The organism is Chryseobacterium salviniae (assembly GCF_035819015.1).
Lineage (GTDB): Bacteria > Bacteroidota > Bacteroidia > Flavobacteriales > Weeksellaceae > Chryseobacterium > Chryseobacterium salviniae.
In genome coordinates, this window is record NZ_JAYLAA010000039.1 from 108,403 (window position 1) to 131,031 (window position 22,629).

The following is a 22,629-nucleotide window of genomic DNA, read 5'->3' on the forward strand; positions in this document are numbered from 1 at the left end:
TATATCAAATATAAGAAATTTACACATTCGCAGGAATGTAAATTAATTTTGTTATTTTTAAATAAATTATTAATAAAATGAGAAAACTATTAGTTCCTGTATTCACAGCGGTTGTACTGTTAAGCTGCGGAACTGCCAAAACCTCTTCTGGTGCATCTTCCCAAAGTTCAGTGGCTGTAAAAGGTGAAAAAGCTTTTGTATCTGCTTATAATGAAATTAAAGCTGCCGATCTGAAAAAAAACTTATACGTAATTGCTTCTGATGAGATGGAAGGGCGTGATACAGGAAGTCCCGGACAAAAAAGAGCGGGAGAGTATATCGTAAATTATTATAAAAACCTGGGAATTTCATTTCCAAAAGCTCTTGGTTCCTATTATCAGAAAGTTGCTTCCGATTTTATGAAAAAACGGGGCGGTTCAAATCTTCCGGATTCCGAAAATATTCTTGCTTTTATTGAAGGATCTGAAAAACCCGAAGAAATTGTTGTTGTTTCTGCGCATTACGACCATGTGGGTATGCAGAATGGCGTTGTCTATAACGGTGCAGATGATGACGGAAGCGGAACGGTAGCCGTTATGGAAATTGCAAAAGCATTCCAGGCTGCAAAAAAATCTGGAAATGGTCCGAAGAGATCCATTTTATTTCTTCATGTAACAGGAGAGGAACATGGATTATTCGGTTCAGAATATTATACTGATAATCCTGTATTTCCGCTTGCCAATACGGTTGTTGACCTTAATATTGATATGATCGGACGCGATGATCCTGAAAACAGAGGAAAACAATATGTATATGTTATCGGATCTGAAATGCTGAGCTCCCAGTTAAAAGTAATTAACGAAGAAGCCAATAAAAGGACAAATAACCTGGAACTGAATTATAAATATGACGATCCGAAAGACCCTCAAAGATTATATTACCGGTCTGATCATTATAATTTTGCTAAAAATAATATTCCGGTTGCTTTTTTCTTTGACGGTATTCATGAGGATTATCATCAACCAACCGATGACGTCGAAAAAATCGATTATGATCTCCTTGCAAAAAGAACCCAGCTGATTTTTACAACAGCCTGGGAAATTGCCAACAGACCGAACAGAATTATCGTTGATAAAAAATAACATTAAATAAAAGGCAGATGGCTAAAAGCTGTTTGCCTTTATTGATATTGCCAAGTAGTAAACTTATGAATCAAAATCCAAAATCAATACGCCCTTTTGTAGGATCTAAAAATTTTGAAACCAGCAGGAAATTCTATAAAGATCTTGGTTTCGAAGAAGTGGTTTTAGAACCGAAACTTTCCCTTTTCCAATGGAAAGAAGTTGCATTTTACCTTCAGGATGCTTACGTAAAGGACTGGATTGATAATACCATGCTATTCATAGAGGTTGAAAATGCAGATGAGTTTCAAAGTCATCTGCAAAACCTGAATTTACCGGATCAATACGAAGGTGTAAGACTCTCTCCCGTAAAAACAATGCCATGGGGAAAAGAATGCTTTTTACATGATCCCTGCGGAATTATACTGAGAAATGATTTACGCATTTGACAGTTACTATTTCGGGGATCAGGCAAAAACAGTATGTATCGCTTTTGAAAGATGGGATTCTGAAACTGAAACTAAAATTTTTACCGAAGCAACAGCAGTTGCTGCTGATTATGAAAGCGGCGCTTTCTACAAAAGAGAATTGCCCTGCATCCTTAATCTTCTGAAAAGTATTGAACTAAAGGATGGTGATTTGATAATTGTTGACGGCTATGTAACGTTGGATAATGAAGGAAAGATAGGATTGGGCGGACATTTATTTGAAGCATTAAAAGGAAAATTTCCGGTTATCGGGATTGCAAAAAACGGGTTTAATTCACCTGATGATCTGAGAAGAGCTGTATACAGAGGAGAAAGTAATACACCACTGTTTGTGACCGCTATAGGAGCCGATGTAGATGAAATCACATTACAAGTAAAACAGATGCATGGGAATTTCAGGATTCCGACGTTGCTGAAAAAGCTGGATCAGCTGACAAGAATTTTTGAGTGATTTAGTAATAATAGAAAGCTGACAAATGTCACTCTCTATTTATTTTTAATTATTCTAAATAAATTTAAATTTGTAATGTTAGTTTTAAGGGATCATCATGTATTTCTTAATCATATCCATATCAATTTTTGTTTTAAAACCGGCGGATAATCTGCCGGTTTATTTATTCAGTCAAAAGATTGTGGTCTCACCAAGAATCGAACTTGGATCTAAAGTTTAGGAAACTTCTATTCTATCCGTTGAACTATGAGACCTTTACTCAAATTTATAAAAATATTTTAATTAAATAAAAGAATCCGCTCTTTAGGAACGGATTCAGTAGATAAAAACATCTCATTTTTTTAATTAGACAACAATAAAAAAGCATAGCCGACAATGCTATGCTTAAATTTTTATAAATTTAATTGCGATTTCAGAATTGAAAAAAGCAAAATATATTTCCACTTCAGTTGTATTACATAGTAAATTTAGAAATAAAAATTCTTATAAACAATAATTAAATGTTAAAATTCACAGGTTATCCACAAAAAAATGTGGATAAGTAAATTCTACTTTTTTACCAAAATTTTATCCGTTGCTTTTCTGCTTAAAATTTCCTGCTTCCCGTCTACTTCCACAGTAAAAGATTTATCGAAGCTTTCAATTTTCAGGATTTTGATTTTTTTATCTAACAATAAATTCCTTTCAGTGAGATAGTTGAGGAAAGAATCGTCAGAAAGGGTTACTGAAGTAAACGTTACAGTTTCTCCCACATCACATGAACTTAATTTCCGCAGATCCTGTGCGATGATATTTCCGTCTTTATCAGGAATAGGCTCTCCGTGGGGATCAAATTTCGGATGATCCAGAATTTCATCCATTTTATCAAAAAATACGGTAGAATGTACGTGTTCCAACTGTTCTGCAATTTCGTGAACGTTTTCCCATCCGAAGTTCATTTTTTTTACCAGAAACATTTCGGTAAGCCGGTGCTTTCGTACAACCAGCGCGGCTTCACGTCTGCCTTTTTCGGTAACGATAAGCGGCTTGTACGTTTCATAGATGACCCAGTTTTTCTCTGCAAACTTTTTCATCATATTGTTTACACTCGGCATTTTTACGGATAAAAATTTGCTGAGCTCATTAATTGTCACTTTATTTTCACTGTCGACAAGGTGAAATAAAGCTTTCAGGTAATTTTCTTCCGTGAGTGTTGTTTTCAAATGTTAGATGCTTTTCGTTACAAATCTAACAAAATATTATGAATTATGTATGACTGTTTCTTTTTAGTTTTTTAATTTTACATCATGAAATTTTCTTTTAAAAACGATTATTCTGAAGGATGCCATCCCAATATCTTACAGGCTTTATTATCTTATAATGACGATCAGCAGGCTGGTTACGGAGAAGACCAATATTCTTTGGAGGCAAAAAAGCTTATTCAGCAGAAAATACAGTCGGATTCAGATATTTATTTTGTATCGGGAGGAACCCAGGCGAACCTGATTGTTATTTCTTCCATATTAAAACCTTATCAATGTGTTATTTCAGCAGCAACAGGACATATTCTGAATAACGAAACCGGAGCCATTGAAGCCACCGGCCATAAAATTTTAAGCATCGAAAAAGAAGATGGCAAGCTTACCCCGGAAGATATCCTTCCTGTATTGGAAAGCCATAGGAATATCCCACACCAGGTAATGCCAAAGCTGGTGTACCTGTCGAATTCTACTGAGCTGGGAACGGTTTATACGCTTGCGGAGCTTGAAAAACTTTCAGCATTCTGTAAAGAAAATAATCTTTATATTTTCATGGACGGAGCGAGAATGGGACACGGGCTTTCTGCCGAAATCAGCGATCTTACACTCGAAAAAGTTGCTGAACTTACCGATGTTTTTTATCTCGGCGGTACCAAAAACGGAGCATTGATAGGAGAGGCCATCGTGATTAACAATAAAGAACTGAAGCAGGATTTTGCGTTTAACATTAAACAGAAAGGCGCTTTGCTGGCAAAAGGCAGGCTTCTGGGAATTCAGTTTTTAGAATTAATGAAAAACGATTTGTATTTTGAACTTGCTGCGCATGCAAACCGACAGGCAATGAAAATTAAAAATGCGATGAAGAAAAGGGGAGTGCAGTTTCTTTCTGATACCTATACCAACCAGATTTTTCCTATTTTGAGCAACAGGCTTATTGAAAAATTATCTGAAAAATTCGAGTTTTATGTGTGGAAAAAAATAAATGATGATTTTTCTGCAATCCGTCTTATAACTTCGTGGAATACTGCGGATGAACCTGTCAATGAATTTATTGAAATTATTACTAATGAATTATAAAAAAACAGCCTCGTGAAGGCTGTTTTTTGTTGAATGTTGTATTTTTTTGATAGGATTTATCCTATCCTGATGTAGATCGTCCTTTCAGGACTCTCTCTATCTGAATATTTTTATTGTAAAGCTTTTGTGACAACGCTGCAATCGGCAGGTTTAAGCATTCTGCCTCCGGCATATTTGATTTTGCTTTCATTGGCGTATTTTGTTCCTGTTTCAGGATCTCTGTCGCCGATTCCTTCGCTCAATCCGTCTTTGGTCTGAAGGAAATAAATGTCATTTTTGTTACCTGTTTTGCCTTCTGAAGCAAATTCGTACGTCAGTTTCAAAGTGTCTCCGGATTTGAATCCTGTAAGTTCACCTTTATTGCTGTCTTTTTCAGTGTTTTTGGTGGCCATTTTTCCGGTAATTGTTCCCAGATTGTCATCAATGCTGACAAAAACTGTGTCTTTTCCGGTAACACCCATGTAGCAGAACGATTTTGCATTAAGTGTATCAATTGTTTGTTCTGTTGTAGCTGCAGTATCAGGCTGCGCTGTTTCAGCAACAGGAGCCTCCGCTTTTTTGTTGCAGTTAAGTAGGAAAACAGAGAATGCTCCTAATAAGATTACTTTTTTCATATCCCTTTTTATTTGAATTTAATAATTTATTTATGCTAAAATAGCAATACTATTTCGATTCAAAATTAAATCTTGGTAAACACATCAATTTATGGTCCAATACGAAAAAAGAAATTTATATAACCATAGAAGAAACGAAAGCATTTATTTTATACTTTTGAGAATCATGTTTTAAACTTTTAAACAACCTCTGAATCCTCTTGCTGCATAATAAGATTCAGCGCCGTTGTGATATAAAAATACCGTGTTGTACCTTCTGTCACAAAAAACGGCTCCGCCCATTTCCCTGATTTTTTCGGGAGTTTTAATCCAGCTTGAGGTTTTAAGATCAAATTTTCCGAGCTCCTGGAGTTTTCGGTATTGTTCCTCGGTTAGTATTTCGATGCCCATTTCAGTGGCTTTATCGATGGCATTTCCTTCCGGTTTATTGGCTTTTCTGGAATTCCAGGCCTGATAATCGTAACAAAGGCTTCTGCGTTTCGGGCTTTCGGGGGAACAGTCGAAGAACAAAAACTCGGCGGTGGATTTATCAAGACCGATAACATCCGGTTCGCCTTCCGTGATTTCCATTTCATTCAAAGACCACAGTTTTTCAGGGTTTTCGAGCAGCTTTTTTTCTATTGAATTCCATTCCAGATCCTTATGACGGTTCATGTTTTTTAAAAAGCGGTTGCGTAACGTTTCCAATAGTGTTTCTTTCTGTTCTTTTGATAAGTTTTTTTTAGCCATGATATTTGTTTTATAATTCAATAAATCACTTGCACTATTTTGTTATTTATTATTGTTTTATATTGATGTTATTAAATAGATAACAATATAATTTCCTCTAATCTGTTGTGAGCCATGTTGATTCCCTGAGCAAAAGGTAATTTCAGCATCTGGTCTCTGATTTCTAATGATTTATAAATGGTCTGAATGGCAATTTTGCTTTTGTCATCCCTAATTTTTTCAAAAGTTAAAAATTCGATCTGCGCAGGAAAAGGAGTATTTTGCATCTGGAAAGTTCTGATAATCATCTGGTCCGGAATAATATCGTGAATGCTTCCATGTGCTTTGAAGACGACATCTCCGTTTTTATTTCTGGTTTCAAACTGGTAGCCGCCGTGTTGTTTATTTTCTAATTTTAACACATTAGTTCCCATCCATTGACAGATAATTTCCGCATCTGTATATGCTTTGAAAAGAAGATTTAAAGGAATATCAAATTCTCTTTCAATAAAAATTTCCTGTTTACCGTCTGTGGCAGTGATTTTTGTTTTGAGTTCCATATTTATTTGTTGTTCTGATAGTTTTTCATAATATTTTCAAGCGTATTGAACCGGTCGTCCCACATTTTACGGAATGGTTCGATGAAATCGGCAATTTCTTTCATTTTATCGGCATTGAGATGATAAATGATTTCGCGTCCGTTTTGTTCAGGTTTCAGCAGCTCGCATTCTGAAAGAATTTGAAGGTGTTTTGAGACGGTTGGTCTTGCGGTGTCAAAATTGGAAGCAATGGCACCTGCTGTCATAGATTGTGTTGCCAGCAGCATAAGAATTGATCTGCGTGTTGGATCTGCAATAGCCTGGAAAACATCACGTCTTAAATTCATGTGTAGTTATTTGACTACAAATATAAATGAAGTTATTTAACTACACAAATTTAATCTCTTATTTATCAATAATAAATGAGGAATATGAAAGTCCTATAATTTATATTATGTTAAATAGAATGGGTTTCACAATTTTATAAATGTTCTTAAACCCTGAAAGTTTACAAGAAATTAATCTTCATTATAAGTTGTTTTAAGCTTTAATCCAGATTGTTTTTAATAAATAAGACAGCCAGAAAAGCTGTCTTATTTTAATTATTTTAGGATAAATCTTCAATGATTGCATCGGCTGCATAATTTTTAACTATGTCTGTTGCAGCATCTCTGGCATAAGCTGTTGTGTAAATTTCACTTCTCGCCAATAGTTGATAATTATCGGCAATCTGCGTAAAGTATGGCTCATATTTCCTTGCAGTCATTAACATTTTAAAATTTGAAGCCTTCAGGCTTTCTTTGCTAGTTTGTACTCCGTTTAAACAGCTTTCTTTTGAATTATACGTTTCACTTGTTAATAAATTTTCCCCGTTCGGCGCTTTTAAAACCCACCAGTATTTCCCGTCAAAAGATTTGCGGATAATGTACTTTCCCATGCAATAAATTTATATAGTGTTTTGATTATCAATGTAAAATAGATTAAAGGCTTATTCAGCTTGTTTTTAAAACACAATTGTTGGTTATTCAACAACTCCAATTCTTGCCTTTACCGGAATATTGTAGGTATTCAGGCTTGGTGTCTGTCCGTGGAAATCGAAATTAATATGAACTCCCGGACGGAAAATCAGGCAATGTGTGGATCCTCCAAAATGAAACGTTCCGATCGGATCTCCTTTTTTCACATAATCTCCCGGCGCAACGGTAATTTCACAGCTGGAGACTTCAGCCATTCCGATGGCTACAAAGCACATAAGCCCGATTTTTTCATTATCCGATTTAATGAAAATCAATGCACGGGCGGCAAGCTCAGCAATATATCCCTGAGAATCATTCGGTCCTGCAGGATCATATCCTTCAGCCGGAGCTTCAGAATAATACGTTCCCGGAACATTTTGGATGGCTACAATGGTTCCGTCAACCGGACTATTCCACCGATGGTACGTTTTAGCACATAAAAATGCCTGATAAACCGTACTGTTGTCACCGAATTCCTGTGCCAGTTCATGATTATCCATGATATCCAGAAGCGAATACGGCTGTCCTTTCATCCAGAACTTATCTTTCATCATGGCATTCGTAACACAATTATATGGCGCAGATTCGCAGGCATTAACAATTACCGACGGATCTTTGTCTTCTTCACTCACCTCCCGAACGCCGGGATTGAATTCTCGGGTGAAAAAATCGTCCCAGCTTTTATATCCGAAATGCGGTTGGTCTGGCTGGCATTGGTAGTTATAAATAAAGTTTTGCAGTGCGTCATAGGGGTCATTGCCCTGCCCTCTCAACGGATCCATGCTGGCAATAGCTTCCAGCGCTTCTGGTGAGAACCATCCTACAGGAGCGGTATAATCAGGTTGTGGCTGGTCTATAGGACCGTCTACCAGAACATACGTAGAATCCGGAGATTCAAGGAAGTTTTTCCATTCGTTCAGGATCACCTGGAGCTTTTGGTTGACAAGTGTATTGGTAAATGTAAGATAACCGCCTTCCGTACCCATGGCCCAGTCGAGAATAGCATTGATTGGAAATCCTACCAAACCGATCTGATCTTCAATGGTACTGTAGCAAGGGCCTTCTTTAAGAATCTGATTCATAATCTGAAGCATGGTCTCAAAGTTTTTTACCTGATCATTATATCCCTGAGGAATCTGGTCGTACATGCTGGTGAAGCTCATAAAGAGAAGAGCGTCGTTATAAATAGCATTCCTGAGATCTTCTATTGCAGGATTCAGCGGCTGCGGATATGCATTGACCTGGGCTATTTTTTTTTCAATCCATTTGTTAAGGAAATTCCTGTCGGATGGAAGCCATTTTCCTACCCTGTACTTTACGTGATTCATAATATGGTGTTTTTTAGAACCTTACTCGTATGGCTTTTCAGGATACGCCCCGTTTAAATGGTTTCTGGTCTCCATGGTATTAGCATAGGGTAAAATTACACCGGAAACGGGTATGTGATCAACCGTAATTCTACTCAAAATACAATCTCAGTAGTAATACGGAATGGATAATGATTTTGTCATCTTTTGCAATACTGATTACATAATAATAAGTTATTATCTTTGTATTAAATTATAAATATGTCTATAACCAATGAATCAGAACTGATCGGAATGCAAAAAGTAAGCGAAGCGGCGGCTTTTACTTTGAAAGAAATGTCCCGTTTTGCGAAGCCGGGTATGACAACTAAAGAAGTTGACGATTTCGGGGCTGAAATTCTTAAAAGTTTCGGGGCCAGGTCTGCTCCTGCTCTTAGTTATGGGTTTCCGGGATGTGCCTGCATCAGTGTGGATAACGAATTCTGTCATGGGATTCCATCAGATCAGCGGGTATTAAAAGAAGGAGATCTTATTAATATAGATGTTTCTGCGGAGCTTAACGGATTCTGGGCCGACAATGGAAATTCATTTGTTATCGGGAAAGATCTTAATAACCATACAGCGCTGGTAAATGCTTCTAAAGAAATTTTGCATAAGACAATAAGCAATATTAAAGGCGGCGTTAAAATTTCTGATATCGGACTGCTGATGGAAACAGAAGCCAAAAAGCGAGGGTTTAAAGTCATCAAAAATCTTGGGGGACACGGCATTGGAAGAAGCCTGCACGAAGAACCGGATGAACTGATGAATTATAAAAACCGCTTTGATCACAGGCGGTTTAGAAAAAATTCTGTCGTAGCCATCGAAACATTTATTTCTACCTCTTCGCAAATTGCCGTTGAACTGAAAGACGGCTGGACAATGGTTGGAAATAAAGGCGGATACATGGCACAGCATGAACATACCATTATTATTACCGACGGCAAACCAATGATCCTGACGGAAATGAATGAAATTTTTAATTAATACAAAACGGGACATTTCACAATAAGAAACGTCCCGTTTTTTTGAGTTTAAAGATTATTTATTTATTTTTATACTCACTCATTTTGCTGAACTGCTCATACGAATCTTTAATATGTTTTAAATGTTCAGAAACAATGTCGAGGCTTTTCTGGCTAAGTTTTCCGCTGTCGATGGCATTTTGATAAGCTTCAATCGCTGCTTTTTCTCCAAATATTACATTTTCAATGGTAGATTCTTCTTTATTTCCTAAGGTAAATGAATTTTTAATATCAATCCATGTTCTGTGCAGTGCTCCTGCGACGGAAGCTGAATCATCTGCCTCTTCCCCATCTTCCTGGATAAGATCAATCAGTTCATTTTTCATTACTTTGGAAAGTGAATGTAACTTGGCGTACTCCGGTTTTACATCGGGATAGTTTTCCCATACTTTTCCTTCTACTTTAGCAAAACCTTCAATCCTGTCATTGGTAATATGCAGCAGGTCATTCAATACTGATGCTTCTTCCTTGTTGTTCATAATATTGTAATTTGGTGTGCTGAAAGGTCTACAAGAATTATACCTACTGCAAAAATCATCATACCACATTTTAATATTAAATAATGTAAAACAACATTACATCATTCCAAAAATCCAAAAGAATTGTACGTAATTTGTATTTACATTTCACAAAATTCATTATGAGTTCATTAGGAAAACCGAATATTAAAGCCGTATTTCTTGATATTGACGGCACGCTGATCAGCTTTAAAACCAACAAAATTCCGGAATCTACCCATAAAGCCATAAAAAGCCTCCGCGAAAAAGGGATAAAGGTAATTGTTGCTACCGGCAGATCCATTAATTCTTTAGACCATATCAGACATATTGCTTTTGACGGATTTATCACCTTCAATGGCAGCTACTGCATTACTACGGAAGGTAAAGTGATGTATAAAACATTTATAGAACCTTCTGATATAAAGAATCTGGTTCAGTATGCGGAAGATTTTCCTTTAAGTTATTCATTGATGTATGAAGATAAAGTGGAGATCAACGATGCTACACCGGAAGTTGTCGGAATGTACGCGCATGTCAATCTTCCCGTTCCGCCTGTTCATGATAAAGAAAATATTGATACGGATCATGTGCTTCAGGCTAATATTTTTTTAAATAAAAAAGATGAAAAAACATTTATGGATCATATAATGCCAAAATCTTCAGCATCAAGATGGAGCCCGCTGTTTGCAGATGTTAATCATGGCGGAGTTACGAAAAGCATAGGGATCACGCATTTTTGCGAGTATTTCGGTATTGATATTTCGCAAACAATGTCTTTTGGAGACGGTGGAAATGATATTGCTATGCTAAAGTATACACAAATTGGTGTAGCGATGGGTAATGCCAATGATGATGTTAAGGAAATAGCAGATTACATAACTGAAGATGTTGATAATCATGGTATTGAATCTGCACTGATTCATTTTGGTGTTCTTTAATCTGAAAAGTATTTATTGGTTTTTAATTTATATTTTTAATTTTTGTGGTACATATTTTTAGCAAATTATTTATAAAAAGGCACAATATGTGTATATAGTTAACCGAATCACTTAAAATATTTAGTTATGAGAAGTATATTATGGTTAGTCGCAGTTATCTGTATAGTTGTATGGCTGTTAGGAATGTTGGGTATTGTACCTGGAATGGATACAGGATATTTAGTTCACGTATTGCTTGTTATAGCAATTATTGTAGTTCTTTATAATCTAATATCAGGTAGAAGACCCCTCGATTAGATCTGCAGAAATGAAAATAAAAAGCTGGAAATGGGAAGGTATAACTTCTTAATTTCCAGCTTTTTTTATATAAACTTTGCTTGAATTCCGGATTGGCTAAAGCTGCTGATTCTTAATTAAAAAAGCCTCCTAAAAGGAGACTTTATCGTTATTAACCCGGAACCTGTGCTTTTCCATAAATCAATCCTTCCGATTGAAGCTCCTTCCAAAAATCGGAAGGAATATTTTTCTCAAGAGCTTTCACATTATCTTCAACCTGTTGCGGCTTGCTTGCTCCCGGAATAATAGAAACAAATTCATCCGCCGCCAGCACAAACTGAAGCGCTGCATCTACAATATCGATATCATATCTTTTAGCAATAGCTGAAATCCGGTCGCGCTTTTCTGTCATTCCTTTCGGGATAACATCTTTATAATTATATCTCGGTCTTCCGTTGATAAATCCTGAATTATAACCAGCCCCGGAAACCAGTTTTACCCCTGCTTTTTTTACCGCAGGAAGCAGCCTGTCTACCGCATCCTCATGTTCCAGAATAGAATATTGGGTGGCAGAAAGACAAATATCTGGGTCTGCAGAATCAAGGCAGTCCAGGATTGGTTCTATTTTATTAACGCCCATTCCCCAAGCTTTTATCACGCCCTGAGATCTTAGTTCCGATAAAACTTTAAATGCTCCTTCCCTCGCCTGCTTTAAAAAATAGGGATATCGGTCACCCACCTGGTCTTCCGAAAGGTCATGAACATAAACAATATCAATATGATTCAGCCGCAGTCTCTCCAGACTTTCTTCAATGGATCTTTTAATAGCATCTGCAGTATAATTATGCTCAAAATCAAAATTTAAAGGATCCTGCCACATGGTTGGCGGAACTTCATCTTCAGGAACTTCTGCAAATAATCTTCCTACTTTAGTAGAAAGAACAAAATCTTCCCGGTTCTGACTGTGAAGATAATTCCCGAACCTTCTTTCGCTTTTTGTCAATCCGTACCATGGCGAAGTATCATAATACCGGATTCCTAAGTCCCAGGCTTTTTGTAAAACTTCGTATGATTCCCCATCGGTAAGCGGTTCAAAAGCGGTTCCTATGGCTACGCCTCCTAAACCTAATTTGTGTTTTTCCGTTAAAATGTCTGCTTTCATATAATACTATTTAATATTTGGTGAATAATGAGATACAAACATCGTGCATTTGCATCGTAACCATGGCGTATTGTTTTAATTTAAATTCCTGTTAAACTTAAATTTATTCATACCACAAGCCTTTCTTTTGGCTTTATTATTGGACTCATCAATGACCACTCAATTATAAATATTTATGAAAAAGCATATTGTTATTGTCGGAGGAGGATTTGCAGGGATCAACCTTATTAAATCATTGGTGAATGACAACCGTTTCAGAATTACATTGGTTGATAAAAACAATTATCATTTCTTTCCGCCGCTCATTTACCAGGTGGCAACTTCATTCATTGAAGCTTCCAATATCAGTTACCCTTTCAGAAAATTAATTTCGAATTATAAAAATGTGAATTTCCACATGGGAAGTCTCGTAAAAGTGGATCCCGAACAAAATCTTCTCGAAACAGACAACGGTACTCTGAAATATGATTATCTCGTTCTCGCTTTAGGCACGGAATCGAATTTTTTTGGAATGGAGAATGTTCAAAAATGTGCATTGCCCATGAAAACAATTGATGAAGCACTCTATCTGAGAAATTACATGCTGCTTACGCTGGAAGAAGCAGCAAGAAATAAAAGCGTAAAAGAAGCACAGAAGCTTCAGAATATTGTGATTGCAGGAGGCGGCCCGACAGGGGTTGAGCTTGCCGGAATGATTGCCGAAATGGGAACGTATATCGCCGAAAAAGAATACCCGGAAATCAAGCTTGGGCTTTCCAGTATTTATCTGATTGATGCCTTGCCTACTCTTCTTTCGCCGATGAGCAAAATGGCTCAGCAGGCCGCATACGAAAGGCTTAAAAAGCTGGGCGTAAAAATTATTCTTAATACAGCTGTTAAAGATTATAAAGATTGCAAGGTAATTCTGGGAGACGGGCAGGTTATTGAAACGGAAACCCTGATATGGACTTCTGGTGTAATTGGACGGGAAGTTCCCGGAATCCCTGAGGAAAGTATCGGAAAAGGAAGAAGGCTGCTGGTAGATGCATACAATAAAGTGAACGGAACTGCCAACATTTTTGCTTTAGGTGATATTGCGCTTCAGCTCACCGAAGAAAAATATCCGAAAGGGCATCCTCAATTAGCCCAGGTCGCTATTCAGCATGCTAAAAATTTAGGAAAAAATTTTAAAAGAATTGAAGATGAAAAAGTTTTAATTCCTTTTAAATACAATGATAAAGGAAGTATGGCTATTATATCTAAATTTAATGCCGTTGTAGATTTGCCTAAGTTTTCATTTAAAGGTTTTTTGGCATGGCTTACATGGCTGTTTATTCACATTATTCCTTTGGTAAGCTTCAGCAGCAAAGTGCGTCTTGCATTCAACTGGCTGCGGCTTTTTATCACAAACAACCCCTCAATCAGGTTAATTTTAAGACCGAAAAGAGATACTGCGGACCCTTCATAATTTTAATATTCATGATATATTTCATAAATTTACAGAACTGTAAATATTCTTTTACAGTGTAAAATCTCAAAAGTGAATATCCATCATAAGAAAAAGTTTCTGAGCTTTTTAAAGTTCAAAAGAGACTTTCAAAAATACGGTCTTGAGAAAGCGCGTAGCTATGAACTCATTCTTCATTGGCTCAATAACAGATTAAGCAGGAACCAGTTTCTTGTACTGTCGGGAATTTTGGTTGGCTGTACAGCAGGCCTTGCCGGTGTTTTGCTAAAATCCCTGGTTCATGCTATTCATCATTTTATCACTACGGAAGTTCACTTTGAGTACCAGATTCTTTTTTATATTATTTTTCCTTTTTTAGGAATTGTTTTAACGGCAAGTATAGTTTTAACCATATTTAAAGGTCAGGACAGAAAAGGAATAGGTGCCATTTTATATGAAATTGCACAAAATTCAAGTATTGTTTCTTCCGTTAAAATGTATTCTCAAATTGTTCAAAGTGCCGTAACCGTGGGTTTGGGTGGCTCGGCAGGTCTTGAAAGCCCTATAGCGGTTACCGGCGCAGCCATCGGATCAAATTTTGCGCAAACCTATCGGCTCAGCTATAAAGAGCGTACATTATTGTTGGCGGCAGGTGCCACAGCCGGGATCGCTTCAGCATTCAATGCTCCGATTGCGGGAATTATGTTTGCCTTTGAAATTCTTCTTACGGGAGTAGTTTTTACGGATTTTATTCCGCTTGTTGTAGCTGCCGTTTGTGGAAGCCTGCTCTCAAGAATCCTTCTCCAGGAAGATGTTCTTTTCAGATTTTACACCAGAGAAGCTTTTGATTATAAAAATGTTCCGTACTATCTTATTTTAGGAATTGTAACCGGTTTATATGCAAGATATTTTGTAATTATTTCTCAGAAAGTTGAGCATTTTATTAAAAAGCTAAACATGTCGAGGCTGCGAAAAGCAATGTTCGGTGGTGCGGTTCTGTCGCTGTTGTGCGTTCTTTTTCCTCCTTTATTCGGTGAAGGCTACGACACGGTAAAAGCCTTTACTAATGGTGGTATGCACAGGATCATGGAGAACAGCCTTTTCAGATATTTTGAGATTGGAAACTTCACCATCATTGTCTTTTTGATTCTTGTATTATTATTAAAAGCATTTGCCACTTCATTCACCATTTTCAGCGGTGGAAACGGAGGTAATTTTGCCCCGTCGCTTTTTGCAGGCGGTACCGTAGGATATTTATTTGCTTTAATTTGCCAGCAGATCGGTTTTCAGGAGGTGCCGGTTACCAATCTTGTTCTGGTAGGAATGGCCGGAGCCATGAGCGGTGTAATGTATGCTCCGCTGACTGCCATTTTTCTGATTGCAGAATCCAGCTTCGGATATGATCTCTTTATTCCGCTGATGATTGCTTCCATAATATCTTACCTTATTGCTAAATGGTTTTCCCCGATTTCCCCTGAACTGAAATCTCTGGCAGACCAAGGGAAAATTTTTACCAATAAGCATGATAAAAACATTTTATTTTCTTTAAAGACTGACGATTTTATAGACCGATATTCCCAAGTTGTGAATGAAAATGCGCCTATAACAGAATTGTTCGAAAAAGTAAAAAACAGCAACAAGAATATTTTCGCTGTGATAAATCATGATAAGAGACTTCGTGGAATTCTTACACTGGACGACATTCGTCCGTATCTTTTTGCAAATGACAGCGTTTCAGTATCCATCAGTCAGATCATGAAAGCTCCTCCTGCCGTTATTCATCCTGAAAATCAGCCTTTGGAAATTCTTCAGACTTTTGATGATACCGGAGTCTGGAATTTACCGGTCGTGGATTCTCAGAATATATTTATTGGTTTTATTTCCAAATCAACAATATTAATGAGTTACAGGCAGCTGTTGAAAGAATATTCTGAATAAATAATTAAATTTTAACCAAGCTTAAAACTGTTTAAATTATTTCTGACGGCGGCTTTTTCTGTACAATTAAAATTATTGATTGGCTTTCAGAAAGATTTCATATCGAAAAGATTTCAAGCTCTACATTTTAAACAAGAAAAAAGACCAGCCGATGACTGATCTTTTTATATTCATATTTAAATACCTTTTAAATTTCTCCCATTACATACATGTTTTCCATAGTCGGAACCGGGCTTCCTCCCTGCTTTTCGAGGGTGATGGCAAAAGCCTGGGCTTTCGGTATGTTGGCGAGCGCTATTCTGCTGTCTTTTTCTTCCGTATACATGCCTGCATTTACGGGTTTTCCGTCTTCAATGGCCCACAGCTGGTATTGCATTCCTTCCGGTGCTTTCGGCAGCTTATCGGCATTCAGGTAAACTGCTTTTGTTTTAGTGTCCCAGAAAACCATCGCTTTGGAATCGGCATGCTTCTCTACGCCTTTCAGCATCACCATTTTCATGTCAGGATTGGAAATCATTTCCATTTTCTGATTCATTTTCTGCATGGCCAGCTCCTGGTTTTTCTTTTCAGTGCTGATTCTGGCGATTTCCTGTCTGGTTTCCGCCTGGTCGTTCATCCAGAAAATATTTCCTGCAACGCTTATAAGAAATAACACCGAAGCCGCAACAGCGTATACTTTCCAATTACTATTTCCCTGTATTCTAATTTCTTCCTGAGGTCTTGCTGCGGGAATATCAGCAGCAACAGGCGATCGTTCTTCAACATTTTGTTCCTGCTGAATTTTGTTCCAGATCTTCGTCCGGAGATCATCGGGAGGTGTTACAGCCTGTGCTGTGGCAAGATCTTCCAATGTTTTCTGCGCTTCTTCAAAAGCCGCTTTCACTTCAGCATTATTCTTCATCACACACTCCAAAATGCCTGCTTCCTCAGGAGAAGCAAGGCCTAGAATATAAGATTCTATAATTCCGGATGATATGTATTCTTTCGTGTTCAATTTATTGATAATCTTTTAACAAATCCTTTAATTTCATCAGGGCGTTGCGCATTTTTGTTTTAACCGTTCCCAGGGGGATTTTCAGCTTTTCGGATATTTCGTTCTGGGTGTATCCCTGATAATATGCCAGATCAATAAGTTCCTTTTTGTCGGTTTCCAGGCTTTCCAAGACATTACTGAATCCGATAAAATCTGATGAATTGTTTGTCGTGGAAAGTTCAGCAGAATTATATACGAAATCCGGCAAGGGTTGGTTTTTAAGTTCGTTCTGAAAGCTTTTGGATTTTAAATAATCAATCGCTGTGTTTCTGGCAATATTAATCATCCAGGTATAAAACCTTCCTTTTGATGAGTCGTACTGTTGGATAGAATTCCAGATTTTTACAAAAACATCCTGAATGATTTCTTCGGTATAGTCTTTCGACTGAACGATTCGGAGGATCACACCATAAAGTGCGCCGGAGTAATGGTCATACAAGTAATGAAAACCATTTTCGTTTCTGTCTTTTAGCAAAACGATCAGCTGTTCTTCCGAATACTGTGTTTTAATAGCGAATATTTTTGTTTTCAAATGTAATAAAATAAAACAGATATTAAGCAATACTCACACCAAATTTTAAATATTTAATAAACTTAATCACATGTTTAATAATATTTAAATATAATCATATAATGTTTAAAAATTAATAATAATATTGCTATATATAATATAATTAAGAAAATAATTTATTGGTTATTAGGAAGTTATAAATTATTTTACATTTTTTAAAACTAAAATGAAACCGGCCTCGTAAATGGTTTTAGAGACAGATTATATTTTCAAATACATATTAACTCAAAAATCAAAAAAATGAACACTAGATCAAAAATCGCAGTTTTGGGAATGATGGCTTTATCATTTGCATTCAGTGGTAACGTAGCCGCACAGAGTATGAAAGAAAAAACGGTAATGGTTGGCGGAGCAGCAATGTATCCTTCCAAAAATATTATCGAGAATGCAGTAAATTCTAAAGACCATACAACATTGGTTGCCGCAGTAAAAGCAGCAGGTCTTGTTGAAACTTTACAGGGAGATGGTCCTTTCACGGTGTTGGCTCCTACTGATGCGGCCTTCGCAAAATTACCCAAAGGAACTGTAGAAAATCTTGTAAAACCGGAAAACAAAGCGATGCTTACAAAGATTCTTACCTATCATGTTTTACCGGGCAGATACAATGCCAAACAAATCTGGGCAGCAGTAAAAGCTGGAAACGGGAAAAGCATGATGAAAACTGCAGAAGGCGAAGAGCTTACATTCTGGGCTAAAGGAAAAGACCTTTATGTAAGAGATGCCAAAGGAAATGACGCAAAAGTTACCATAGCAGATGTTAATCAGTCAAACGGAGTGATTCACGTAATAGATACGGTGTTGATGCCGTAGTGGTGTTAGTTTTTAAACAGCATACTTGTTATGCTGTTTTTTTATTCTTTTTTAAACACAAACCTATAACACTTAAACCTATAATATTATGAAAAAAACGATCAATGTGTCTAATCAGGGAGCAACCCTCGATACGGGCAGAAGAAATTTTTTGAAGCTGAGCGGTGTGGGACTGGCAATGGCCGGACTTACCCTGATCGGTTGTGACGATAATGATGTCTACGACTTCATGCAGACCGATGTCTTTGACCTCGGAAAAGGTGATGTGGGTGTTCTCAATTATGCTTATGCTCTTGAACAGTTGGAAGCAGACTTTTACACAAAAGTGGTGAATAATTTTTATTCCGGAATTTCAGCAGCAGAAAAAGAATTGTTTACCGATCTCTATCATCATGAGGTGATACACAGGGATTTCTTTAAAGCAGCAATCAGCGGAGCTACTTCCAATGTATTGCCCACCCTGGAATTTCAGTATCCTAATGTGAATTTTAACGACAGAAATTCTGTGCTGGCTACTGCAAAAGCGTTAGAAGATACGGGAGTTGCCGCATATAATGGTGCCGGAAAATACATTACCAATGCAGACTATCTGGTGATTGCAGGAAAAATTGTATCCGTTGAAGCAAGACATGCATCAGCCATACGAAATCTTATCAATCCCGGAACGGCAGCATTTTCCGGTGATGATATTATTGATAGCAACGGGCTGGATCTTGCCAAAGAGCCTAAAGATATCGTTACTGTGGCCGGAGGATTTATAAAAACTCCTTTCACATGGAAAGAACAGGGAATCGGTTAATTACTCACTTCAAAAAAATTACATTATGAACATTCTTAAATTACTGGATAAGCTTTCAAACGATACATTTTTCAGCAAGGAAGCATCAAGATTAGAAACTCTTACAAGCATTTCCTCTTTCGGGAAAAAAGCAGCTGTTGCTGCTGTTCCTCTGGGATTGGGCGCAATTATGACAACACCTGCAAAAGCAGCAGGCTTTACAGATAATACCTATAAAAATGCCTTAACGGATGCCTTACAACTGGCATTGGTGCTTGAATATCTTGAAAACGAATATTACGCAATCGGGCTTTCAACTTCCGGGTTAATTCCGAATGCAGACAGAACGGTTTTCATGCAGATTGCCAAACATGAATCTGCGCATGTAACTTTTCTTAAAAATACGCTCACATCACTAGGTACAACGCCGGGAGCGAAACCTACTTTTGATTTTACGGCAGGAGGTGCTTTTATGCCTTTTACGGATTACAATCAGTTTTTAGTATTGGCCCAGGCTTTCGAAGATACCGGAGTCCGTGCTTATAAAGGACAGGCAGGGAATGTGATGAGCAATAAAACGGTTCTGCAGGCGGCTTTACAAATCCACTCTGTTGAAGCAAGACATGCATCGCAGGTAAGAAGAATGAGAGCGAATAAAGGTTGGATTGAATTGGCCAACGGCGGAAATATGCCGGCTGCAACAAATCCTGTTTATGCGGGAGAGCAAAATACCAACCAGGCAGGATTTAATACAGCTGCAGCTTTTGGAGCGGCAGCAGGTTCTGCAGCATATGATGAAATTTTAACGGGAAGTGATGCTCAGACCATTGCGTCATTATTTATAGTGTAAAGCATATTTTTATTATCAATATTATCCCTTTCCCTTTCCGGACAGGGATTTTTTAGGTTAAAACGTTACAGGATATTTAGAAATTGGTTAAGAAAAAAAACTTCCCGGTGAAGAGAAGTTTGTTTGCCTTTTAAAACTTGAAATATGAGGTTCATTTCTACTCAAATATAGAAAGTAATACGTAATTATTTTTATGACGGTAATCATAAGCAGCGTATTTTGATTTGTAAATATGATCATTTTATAAAGGGTTTATTCTGAGCCTGCCTAAGTGTCTTTGTGAACCTAAAAAATTATATAATAAAGTCCTCGGAATTTTTGTGTTAAAATAGGCATTAAATTAATAACTGATAATCAATTTTATTTTGTAACTTTAATGTATGAAAGCAATTGCATATCCTTGTATTTTAAAGAAAAGTTTGAAAAACGGGGACGAAATTAAAAAAGCGGCAAAAATTTTTGCTGTTAGTGTTTTGGCACTTCTTGCACTTGGTTTTTGTACCACTTCACAGAAGCTTAATGCAGGTTAATATCCATATTTCTGATAGGAAATTTATAAATAAGTTAAAATTGTTTTTGACTAAGATAAATTTTTTATTATATTTGTGAATCGAAATAATTTTTTTTCATCATTTGTGTTTTTTTAGGCTCCGTTAGGAGCCTTTTTTTATGTAATACGTTTTCTGTTGGTGGCCCGCACCCATTTATCCTTTTTACATTTCTGGCAGTTTCCGGCATTTCCTTTCTGTTTTTCTTCCGTATGTCCGCAGAAAGTACATGAATAATACCCTGCATCTTGTATATATTTTACAGCATTTTTCAAAGAATCTGGCATAATGGGAAGCCCATATTTCACTTTTTCATCTTCAAAATAAAAAACGCTGATCTCTCCTGAGATTTCTTCAATCGCCTGTTCGATCTGGCCCAGCTGTGAAATTCCTTTTAATCTGAGCTCAGCAAAAAACTCATCACTTCCGAGATTTTCTTTTTTAAAATTATCAATCGAAAATTCTCCGTTTTCTATTAAGCATATTGATTTTCCTTCCAGCAATGTTTCAAATTTTTTGCTTTTTCCGATAAGATAGGTGACTAAAGTGTACAATAAAACAATCAGAACAAATACAACAATGGACGAAATGATCCCTACTTCCTTATAAAACATTGGGTCTCCTGCTGCAGAACCCAAGCCGATAATTACCACCAGCTCAAAAAGTGAAAGCTGTTTTACCCCCCTCTTTCCGAGCATTCTCAATCCGATAATGATTGTTAAAAACATAATAACAGTCCTGAGAACGATCTCCAGCAGGAAGGGCCAGTCTTCGGCTCCCAACAAAAGCTCTTTCCAGTCGAATTGTGATAGAAATACGGATAGCATAATGAATAGATTTGCTCTGAAAATTCAAATAATGCGCCAAGAGTTGTTCTGATTTCTTTGTGAAATTTTAAAAATGATCTAAAACTCCAATGATATGATGGTATACACTATCCAATTCCTCACCGGTTATGCAGTATGGCGGAACCAAATACATTACATTTCCCAACGGACGCAGGATAATTCCCCTTTTCAGAAATTCTTTATACAGTAATTTCCCAATATCATTAAAATAAGAAGTCTGTTGATTGCTGACAATTTCCCATGCCAGAATGGTTCCTGTCTGTCGCACCTTCTCAACCTTTGGATGCTTTTCCAATATTTTTACAAATTCTGAATGTTTTTCAGCAATAAGATCAATGCGCTCCAATGTTTCTTCTTTCACTAAAAGTTCCATGCTTGCCAAAGCCGCAACGCAGGACAGTGGATTGGCTGTGAAAGAATGCCCGTGAAATAATGTTTTGTACTGATCATCTGATAAAAAGGCATTAAAAATTTCCAGGGAACACGTAGTGATCCCCATCGGCATAGTACCACCTGTAAGACCTTTGGAAAAACACATAATATCCGGCTGTTCAGAAAGATGGTCTGCTGCAAATAATTTCCCTGTTCTCCCAAAACCGGTAAAGATCTCATCCTGAATCATCAGTATTTTCTGCTCTCTGCAGAATTTCATTAACTCCGAAAGATCTTCTGGCTGATACATTAGCATTCCTGCGGCTCCCTGAACAAGTGGTTCGTAAATGAAACAGGCAATTTCATCTGAAATAGTTTGAATATATTTTTTTAAACTTTCTAAATTTTGTGCAGTCGGGGCATCAATAAAAACAACCTCAAAAAGCATTTCACCGAAAGGTTGCGTCCAGGCGCTTCTTCCGCTTACGGACATGGCACCGAAAGTATCTCCGTGGTAAGCGTTTTTCAGGGCCAGGATTTTTGTTTTCTGATGATTTTGATTATAAGCATATTGAATGCACATCTTTAAAGCTACTTCTACCGCCGTGGAACCGTTATCGGAATAAAATGCTTTCCTTTGGTTTTCAGGAAGAAGCTTCAAGAGATTTTCGGAAAGCTGTACGGCCGGCTCATGGGTAAAACCTGCAAAAATGACCTGCTCTAAAGTATTCAGCTGTTCCGAAACTCTTTTAGCAATATGATGATGGGCGTGTCCGTGAAGGGTAACCCACCACGAAGAAACCGCATCGATATATTTATTCCCTTGATCATCAAAAAGATAAACGCCCTCTCCTCTCATAATCGGAATGATATCGGCCGTTTTCATTTGAGTGTAAGGATGCCAGTTGACAGCTTTGTCACGTTCAGATAAATTCATCAATACTATTTAAAAAAAATTAACAATTAACCATTCATAT

At 37.1% G+C, this 22,629-nt stretch carries 26 protein-coding genes and 1 tRNA gene; 13 read left to right on the forward strand and 14 right to left on the reverse strand.

Annotation, left to right across the window (positions count from 1 at the left end):
* The first annotated feature begins 77 nt into the window (after window positions 1-77).
* From SOP96_RS10770 to SOP96_RS10780, 3 genes are all read left to right on the forward strand, one after another.
* On the forward strand, window positions 78-1,121 hold the full coding sequence (locus SOP96_RS10770) for a M28 family metallopeptidase (protein ID WP_326320941.1): 1,044 nt from the start codon (window positions 78-80) through the stop codon (window positions 1,119-1,121).
* A gap of 65 nt (window positions 1,122-1,186) precedes the next feature.
* Complete coding sequence (locus SOP96_RS10775; protein WP_326320942.1) at window positions 1,187-1,549, forward strand: VOC family protein; 363 nt, start codon at window positions 1,187-1,189, stop codon at window positions 1,547-1,549.
* Window positions 1,533-2,039: an endonuclease V gene (locus SOP96_RS10780; RefSeq protein WP_326320943.1), complete on the forward strand. Its 507-nt coding sequence runs from the start codon at window positions 1,533-1,535 to the stop codon at window positions 2,037-2,039. The genes SOP96_RS10775 and SOP96_RS10780 overlap by 17 nt, the downstream gene beginning before the upstream one ends.
* Before the next feature lie 182 nt (window positions 2,040-2,221).
* Here the strand turns inward: SOP96_RS10780 and SOP96_RS10785 are convergent.
* Both SOP96_RS10785 and SOP96_RS10790 read right to left on the reverse strand, forming a co-directional pair.
* Window positions 2,222-2,293, reverse strand: a tRNA-Arg gene (locus tag SOP96_RS10785).
* Between the two features lie 294 nt (window positions 2,294-2,587).
* Window positions 2,588-3,241, reverse strand: coding sequence for a metal-dependent transcriptional regulator (locus SOP96_RS10790; RefSeq protein ID WP_326320944.1), 654 nt, complete (start codon window positions 3,239-3,241; stop codon window positions 2,588-2,590).
* An 84-nt stretch (window positions 3,242-3,325) separates the two neighbouring features.
* Between SOP96_RS10790 and SOP96_RS10795 the strand changes: the two genes are divergently transcribed.
* Complete coding sequence (locus tag SOP96_RS10795) at window positions 3,326-4,354, forward strand: threonine aldolase family protein (protein WP_326320945.1); 1,029 nt, start codon at window positions 3,326-3,328, stop codon at window positions 4,352-4,354.
* Window positions 4,355-4,464: 110 nt separating this feature from the next.
* On the opposite strand, the gene SOP96_RS10800 is transcribed toward SOP96_RS10795, so the two are convergent.
* The 6 genes from SOP96_RS10800 to SOP96_RS10825 all read right to left on the reverse strand — a co-directional run bounded on the left by SOP96_RS10800 (window position 4,465) and on the right by SOP96_RS10825 (window position 8,559).
* On the reverse strand, window positions 4,465-4,968 hold the full coding sequence (locus SOP96_RS10800) for a hypothetical protein (protein ID WP_326320946.1): 504 nt from the start codon (window positions 4,966-4,968) through the stop codon (window positions 4,465-4,467).
* A gap of 171 nt (window positions 4,969-5,139) precedes the next feature.
* On the reverse strand, window positions 5,140-5,697 hold the full coding sequence (locus SOP96_RS10805; RefSeq protein ID WP_326320947.1) for a DUF4256 domain-containing protein: 558 nt from the start codon (window positions 5,695-5,697) through the stop codon (window positions 5,140-5,142).
* A 71-nt stretch (window positions 5,698-5,768) separates the two neighbouring features.
* Window positions 5,769-6,236, reverse strand: a complete 468-nt coding sequence (locus SOP96_RS10810) for an SRPBCC domain-containing protein (protein ID WP_326320948.1) — start codon at window positions 6,234-6,236, stop codon at window positions 5,769-5,771.
* Between the two features lie 2 nt (window positions 6,237-6,238).
* A complete protein-coding gene (locus tag SOP96_RS10815; protein WP_326320949.1) occupies window positions 6,239-6,562 on the reverse strand; it encodes an ArsR/SmtB family transcription factor in 324 nt (107 codons plus the stop codon).
* 260 nt (window positions 6,563-6,822) lie between these two features.
* A complete protein-coding gene (locus tag SOP96_RS10820) occupies window positions 6,823-7,152 on the reverse strand; it encodes a YegP family protein (protein ID WP_326320950.1) in 330 nt (109 codons plus the stop codon).
* An 84-nt stretch (window positions 7,153-7,236) separates the two neighbouring features.
* Window positions 7,237-8,559: a phosphatidylserine decarboxylase family protein gene (locus tag SOP96_RS10825; RefSeq protein WP_326320951.1), complete on the reverse strand. Its 1,323-nt coding sequence runs from the start codon at window positions 8,557-8,559 to the stop codon at window positions 7,237-7,239.
* 240 nt (window positions 8,560-8,799) lie between these two features.
* Between SOP96_RS10825 and map the strand changes: the two genes are divergently transcribed.
* Window positions 8,800-9,564, forward strand: a complete 765-nt coding sequence (gene map, locus SOP96_RS10830) for a type I methionyl aminopeptidase (protein WP_326320952.1) — start codon at window positions 8,800-8,802, stop codon at window positions 9,562-9,564.
* A gap of 58 nt (window positions 9,565-9,622) precedes the next feature.
* On the opposite strand, the gene SOP96_RS10835 is transcribed toward map, so the two are convergent.
* Window positions 9,623-10,081, reverse strand: a complete 459-nt coding sequence (locus tag SOP96_RS10835; protein ID WP_326320953.1) for a PA2169 family four-helix-bundle protein — start codon at window positions 10,079-10,081, stop codon at window positions 9,623-9,625.
* A 161-nt stretch (window positions 10,082-10,242) separates the two neighbouring features.
* Here SOP96_RS10835 and SOP96_RS10840 point away from each other — a divergent pair, with 161 nt between their 5' ends.
* Together SOP96_RS10840 and SOP96_RS10845 are read left to right on the forward strand one after the other, a co-directional pair.
* Window positions 10,243-11,040 (forward strand): Cof-type HAD-IIB family hydrolase, encoded by a 798-nt coding sequence (locus SOP96_RS10840; RefSeq protein WP_326320954.1) that lies wholly within the window; start codon window positions 10,243-10,245, stop codon window positions 11,038-11,040.
* 126 nt (window positions 11,041-11,166) lie between these two features.
* Window positions 11,167-11,337 carry a lmo0937 family membrane protein gene (locus SOP96_RS10845; RefSeq protein WP_283422814.1) on the forward strand — a complete coding sequence of 57 codons (171 nt, stop codon included), beginning with the start codon at window positions 11,167-11,169 and terminating at the stop codon, window positions 11,335-11,337.
* 151 nt (window positions 11,338-11,488) lie between these two features.
* On the opposite strand, the gene SOP96_RS10850 is transcribed toward SOP96_RS10845, so the two are convergent.
* Window positions 11,489-12,478 carry an aldo/keto reductase gene (locus SOP96_RS10850; protein ID WP_326320955.1) on the reverse strand — a complete coding sequence of 330 codons (990 nt, stop codon included), beginning with the start codon at window positions 12,476-12,478 and terminating at the stop codon, window positions 11,489-11,491.
* Window positions 12,479-12,653: 175 nt separating this feature from the next.
* Here SOP96_RS10850 and SOP96_RS10855 point away from each other — a divergent pair, with 175 nt between their 5' ends.
* Together SOP96_RS10855 and SOP96_RS10860 are read left to right on the forward strand one after the other, a co-directional pair.
* Window positions 12,654-13,925 carry an NAD(P)/FAD-dependent oxidoreductase gene (locus tag SOP96_RS10855; RefSeq protein ID WP_326320956.1) on the forward strand — a complete coding sequence of 424 codons (1,272 nt, stop codon included), beginning with the start codon at window positions 12,654-12,656 and terminating at the stop codon, window positions 13,923-13,925.
* A 72-nt stretch (window positions 13,926-13,997) separates the two neighbouring features.
* Entirely contained in the window at window positions 13,998-15,842 is a 1,845-nt protein-coding gene (locus SOP96_RS10860) for a chloride channel protein (protein ID WP_326320957.1), read from the forward strand.
* Window positions 15,843-16,029: 187 nt separating this feature from the next.
* Here SOP96_RS10860 and SOP96_RS10865 read toward each other — a convergent pair whose 3' ends face one another.
* Window positions 16,030-16,836, reverse strand: coding sequence for an anti-sigma factor (locus tag SOP96_RS10865; RefSeq protein ID WP_326320958.1), 807 nt, complete (start codon window positions 16,834-16,836; stop codon window positions 16,030-16,032).
* 1 nt (window position 16,837) lies between these two features.
* Window positions 16,838-17,407 carry an RNA polymerase sigma factor gene (locus SOP96_RS10870; RefSeq protein ID WP_326320959.1) on the reverse strand — a complete coding sequence of 190 codons (570 nt, stop codon included), beginning with the start codon at window positions 17,405-17,407 and terminating at the stop codon, window positions 16,838-16,840.
* 279 nt (window positions 17,408-17,686) lie between these two features.
* On the opposite strand from SOP96_RS10870, the gene SOP96_RS10875 reads away from it, so the two are divergent.
* The 4 genes from SOP96_RS10875 to SOP96_RS10890 all read left to right on the forward strand — a co-directional run bounded on the left by SOP96_RS10875 (window position 17,687) and on the right by SOP96_RS10890 (window position 20,414).
* Window positions 17,687-18,256 (forward strand): fasciclin domain-containing protein, encoded by a 570-nt coding sequence (locus SOP96_RS10875; protein WP_326320960.1) that lies wholly within the window; start codon window positions 17,687-17,689, stop codon window positions 18,254-18,256.
* Window positions 18,257-18,344: 88 nt separating this feature from the next.
* Window positions 18,345-19,055, forward strand: a complete 711-nt coding sequence (locus SOP96_RS10880) for a ferritin-like domain-containing protein (RefSeq protein WP_326320961.1) — start codon at window positions 18,345-18,347, stop codon at window positions 19,053-19,055.
* Window positions 19,056-19,080: 25 nt separating this feature from the next.
* The gene (locus SOP96_RS10885) at window positions 19,081-19,884 is read left to right on the forward strand and encodes a ferritin-like domain-containing protein (protein ID WP_326320962.1); all 804 of its coding nucleotides are present in this window, start codon (window positions 19,081-19,083) and stop codon (window positions 19,882-19,884) included.
* A gap of 380 nt (window positions 19,885-20,264) precedes the next feature.
* Complete coding sequence (locus tag SOP96_RS10890; RefSeq protein WP_326320963.1) at window positions 20,265-20,414, forward strand: hypothetical protein; 150 nt, start codon at window positions 20,265-20,267, stop codon at window positions 20,412-20,414.
* Window positions 20,415-20,551: 137 nt separating this feature from the next.
* On the opposite strand, the gene SOP96_RS10895 is transcribed toward SOP96_RS10890, so the two are convergent.
* Together SOP96_RS10895 and bioA are read right to left on the reverse strand one after the other, a co-directional pair.
* Window positions 20,552-21,259 carry a DUF421 domain-containing protein gene (locus SOP96_RS10895; protein ID WP_326320964.1) on the reverse strand — a complete coding sequence of 236 codons (708 nt, stop codon included), beginning with the start codon at window positions 21,257-21,259 and terminating at the stop codon, window positions 20,552-20,554.
* 67 nt (window positions 21,260-21,326) lie between these two features.
* Window positions 21,327-22,589: an adenosylmethionine--8-amino-7-oxononanoate transaminase gene (gene bioA / locus SOP96_RS10900; protein ID WP_326320965.1), complete on the reverse strand. Its 1,263-nt coding sequence runs from the start codon at window positions 22,587-22,589 to the stop codon at window positions 21,327-21,329.
* Window positions 22,590-22,629 lie beyond the last annotated feature (40 nt).

Bases quoted from the DNA above. Each gene is read 5' to 3' on its own strand.
- SOP96_RS10820 (WP_326320950.1), bottom strand. From the start codon at position 7,152: ATGGGAAAGTACATTATCCGCAAATCTTTTGACGGGAAATACTGGTGG.
- SOP96_RS10890 (WP_326320963.1), top strand. From the start codon at position 20,265: ATGAAAGCAATTGCATATCCTTGTATTTTAAAGAAAAGTTTGAAAAAC.
- SOP96_RS10770 (WP_326320941.1), top strand. From the start codon at position 78: ATGAGAAAACTATTAGTTCCTGTATTCACAGCGGTTGTACTGTTAAGC.
- SOP96_RS10780 (WP_326320943.1), top strand. From the start codon at position 1,533: ATGATTTACGCATTTGACAGTTACTATTTCGGGGATCAGGCAAAAACA.
- SOP96_RS10815 (WP_326320949.1), bottom strand. From the start codon at position 6,562: ATGAATTTAAGACGTGATGTTTTCCAGGCTATTGCAGATCCAACACGC.
- SOP96_RS10810 (WP_326320948.1), bottom strand. From the start codon at position 6,236: ATGGAACTCAAAACAAAAATCACTGCCACAGACGGTAAACAGGAAATT.
- SOP96_RS10795 (WP_326320945.1), top strand. From the start codon at position 3,326: ATGAAATTTTCTTTTAAAAACGATTATTCTGAAGGATGCCATCCCAAT.
- SOP96_RS10825 (WP_326320951.1), bottom strand. From the start codon at position 8,559: ATGAATCACGTAAAGTACAGGGTAGGAAAATGGCTTCCATCCGACAGG.
- map (WP_326320952.1), top strand. From the start codon at position 8,800: ATGTCTATAACCAATGAATCAGAACTGATCGGAATGCAAAAAGTAAGC.
- SOP96_RS10880 (WP_326320961.1), top strand. From the start codon at position 18,345: ATGAAAAAAACGATCAATGTGTCTAATCAGGGAGCAACCCTCGATACG.
- SOP96_RS10840 (WP_326320954.1), top strand. From the start codon at position 10,243: ATGAGTTCATTAGGAAAACCGAATATTAAAGCCGTATTTCTTGATATT.
- SOP96_RS10895 (WP_326320964.1), bottom strand. From the start codon at position 21,259: ATGCTATCCGTATTTCTATCACAATTCGACTGGAAAGAGCTTTTGTTG.
- SOP96_RS10835 (WP_326320953.1), bottom strand. From the start codon at position 10,081: ATGAACAACAAGGAAGAAGCATCAGTATTGAATGACCTGCTGCATATT.
- SOP96_RS10775 (WP_326320942.1), top strand. From the start codon at position 1,187: ATGAATCAAAATCCAAAATCAATACGCCCTTTTGTAGGATCTAAAAAT.
- SOP96_RS10850 (WP_326320955.1), bottom strand. From the start codon at position 12,478: ATGAAAGCAGACATTTTAACGGAAAAACACAAATTAGGTTTAGGAGGC.
- SOP96_RS10885 (WP_326320962.1), top strand. From the start codon at position 19,081: ATGAACATTCTTAAATTACTGGATAAGCTTTCAAACGATACATTTTTC.
- SOP96_RS10800 (WP_326320946.1), bottom strand. From the start codon at position 4,968: ATGAAAAAAGTAATCTTATTAGGAGCATTCTCTGTTTTCCTACTTAAC.
- SOP96_RS10845 (WP_283422814.1), top strand. From the start codon at position 11,167: ATGAGAAGTATATTATGGTTAGTCGCAGTTATCTGTATAGTTGTATGG.
- bioA (WP_326320965.1), bottom strand. From the start codon at position 22,589: ATGAATTTATCTGAACGTGACAAAGCTGTCAACTGGCATCCTTACACT.
- SOP96_RS10855 (WP_326320956.1), top strand. From the start codon at position 12,654: ATGAAAAAGCATATTGTTATTGTCGGAGGAGGATTTGCAGGGATCAAC.
- SOP96_RS10805 (WP_326320947.1), bottom strand. From the start codon at position 5,697: ATGGCTAAAAAAAACTTATCAAAAGAACAGAAAGAAACACTATTGGAA.
- SOP96_RS10875 (WP_326320960.1), top strand. From the start codon at position 17,687: ATGAACACTAGATCAAAAATCGCAGTTTTGGGAATGATGGCTTTATCA.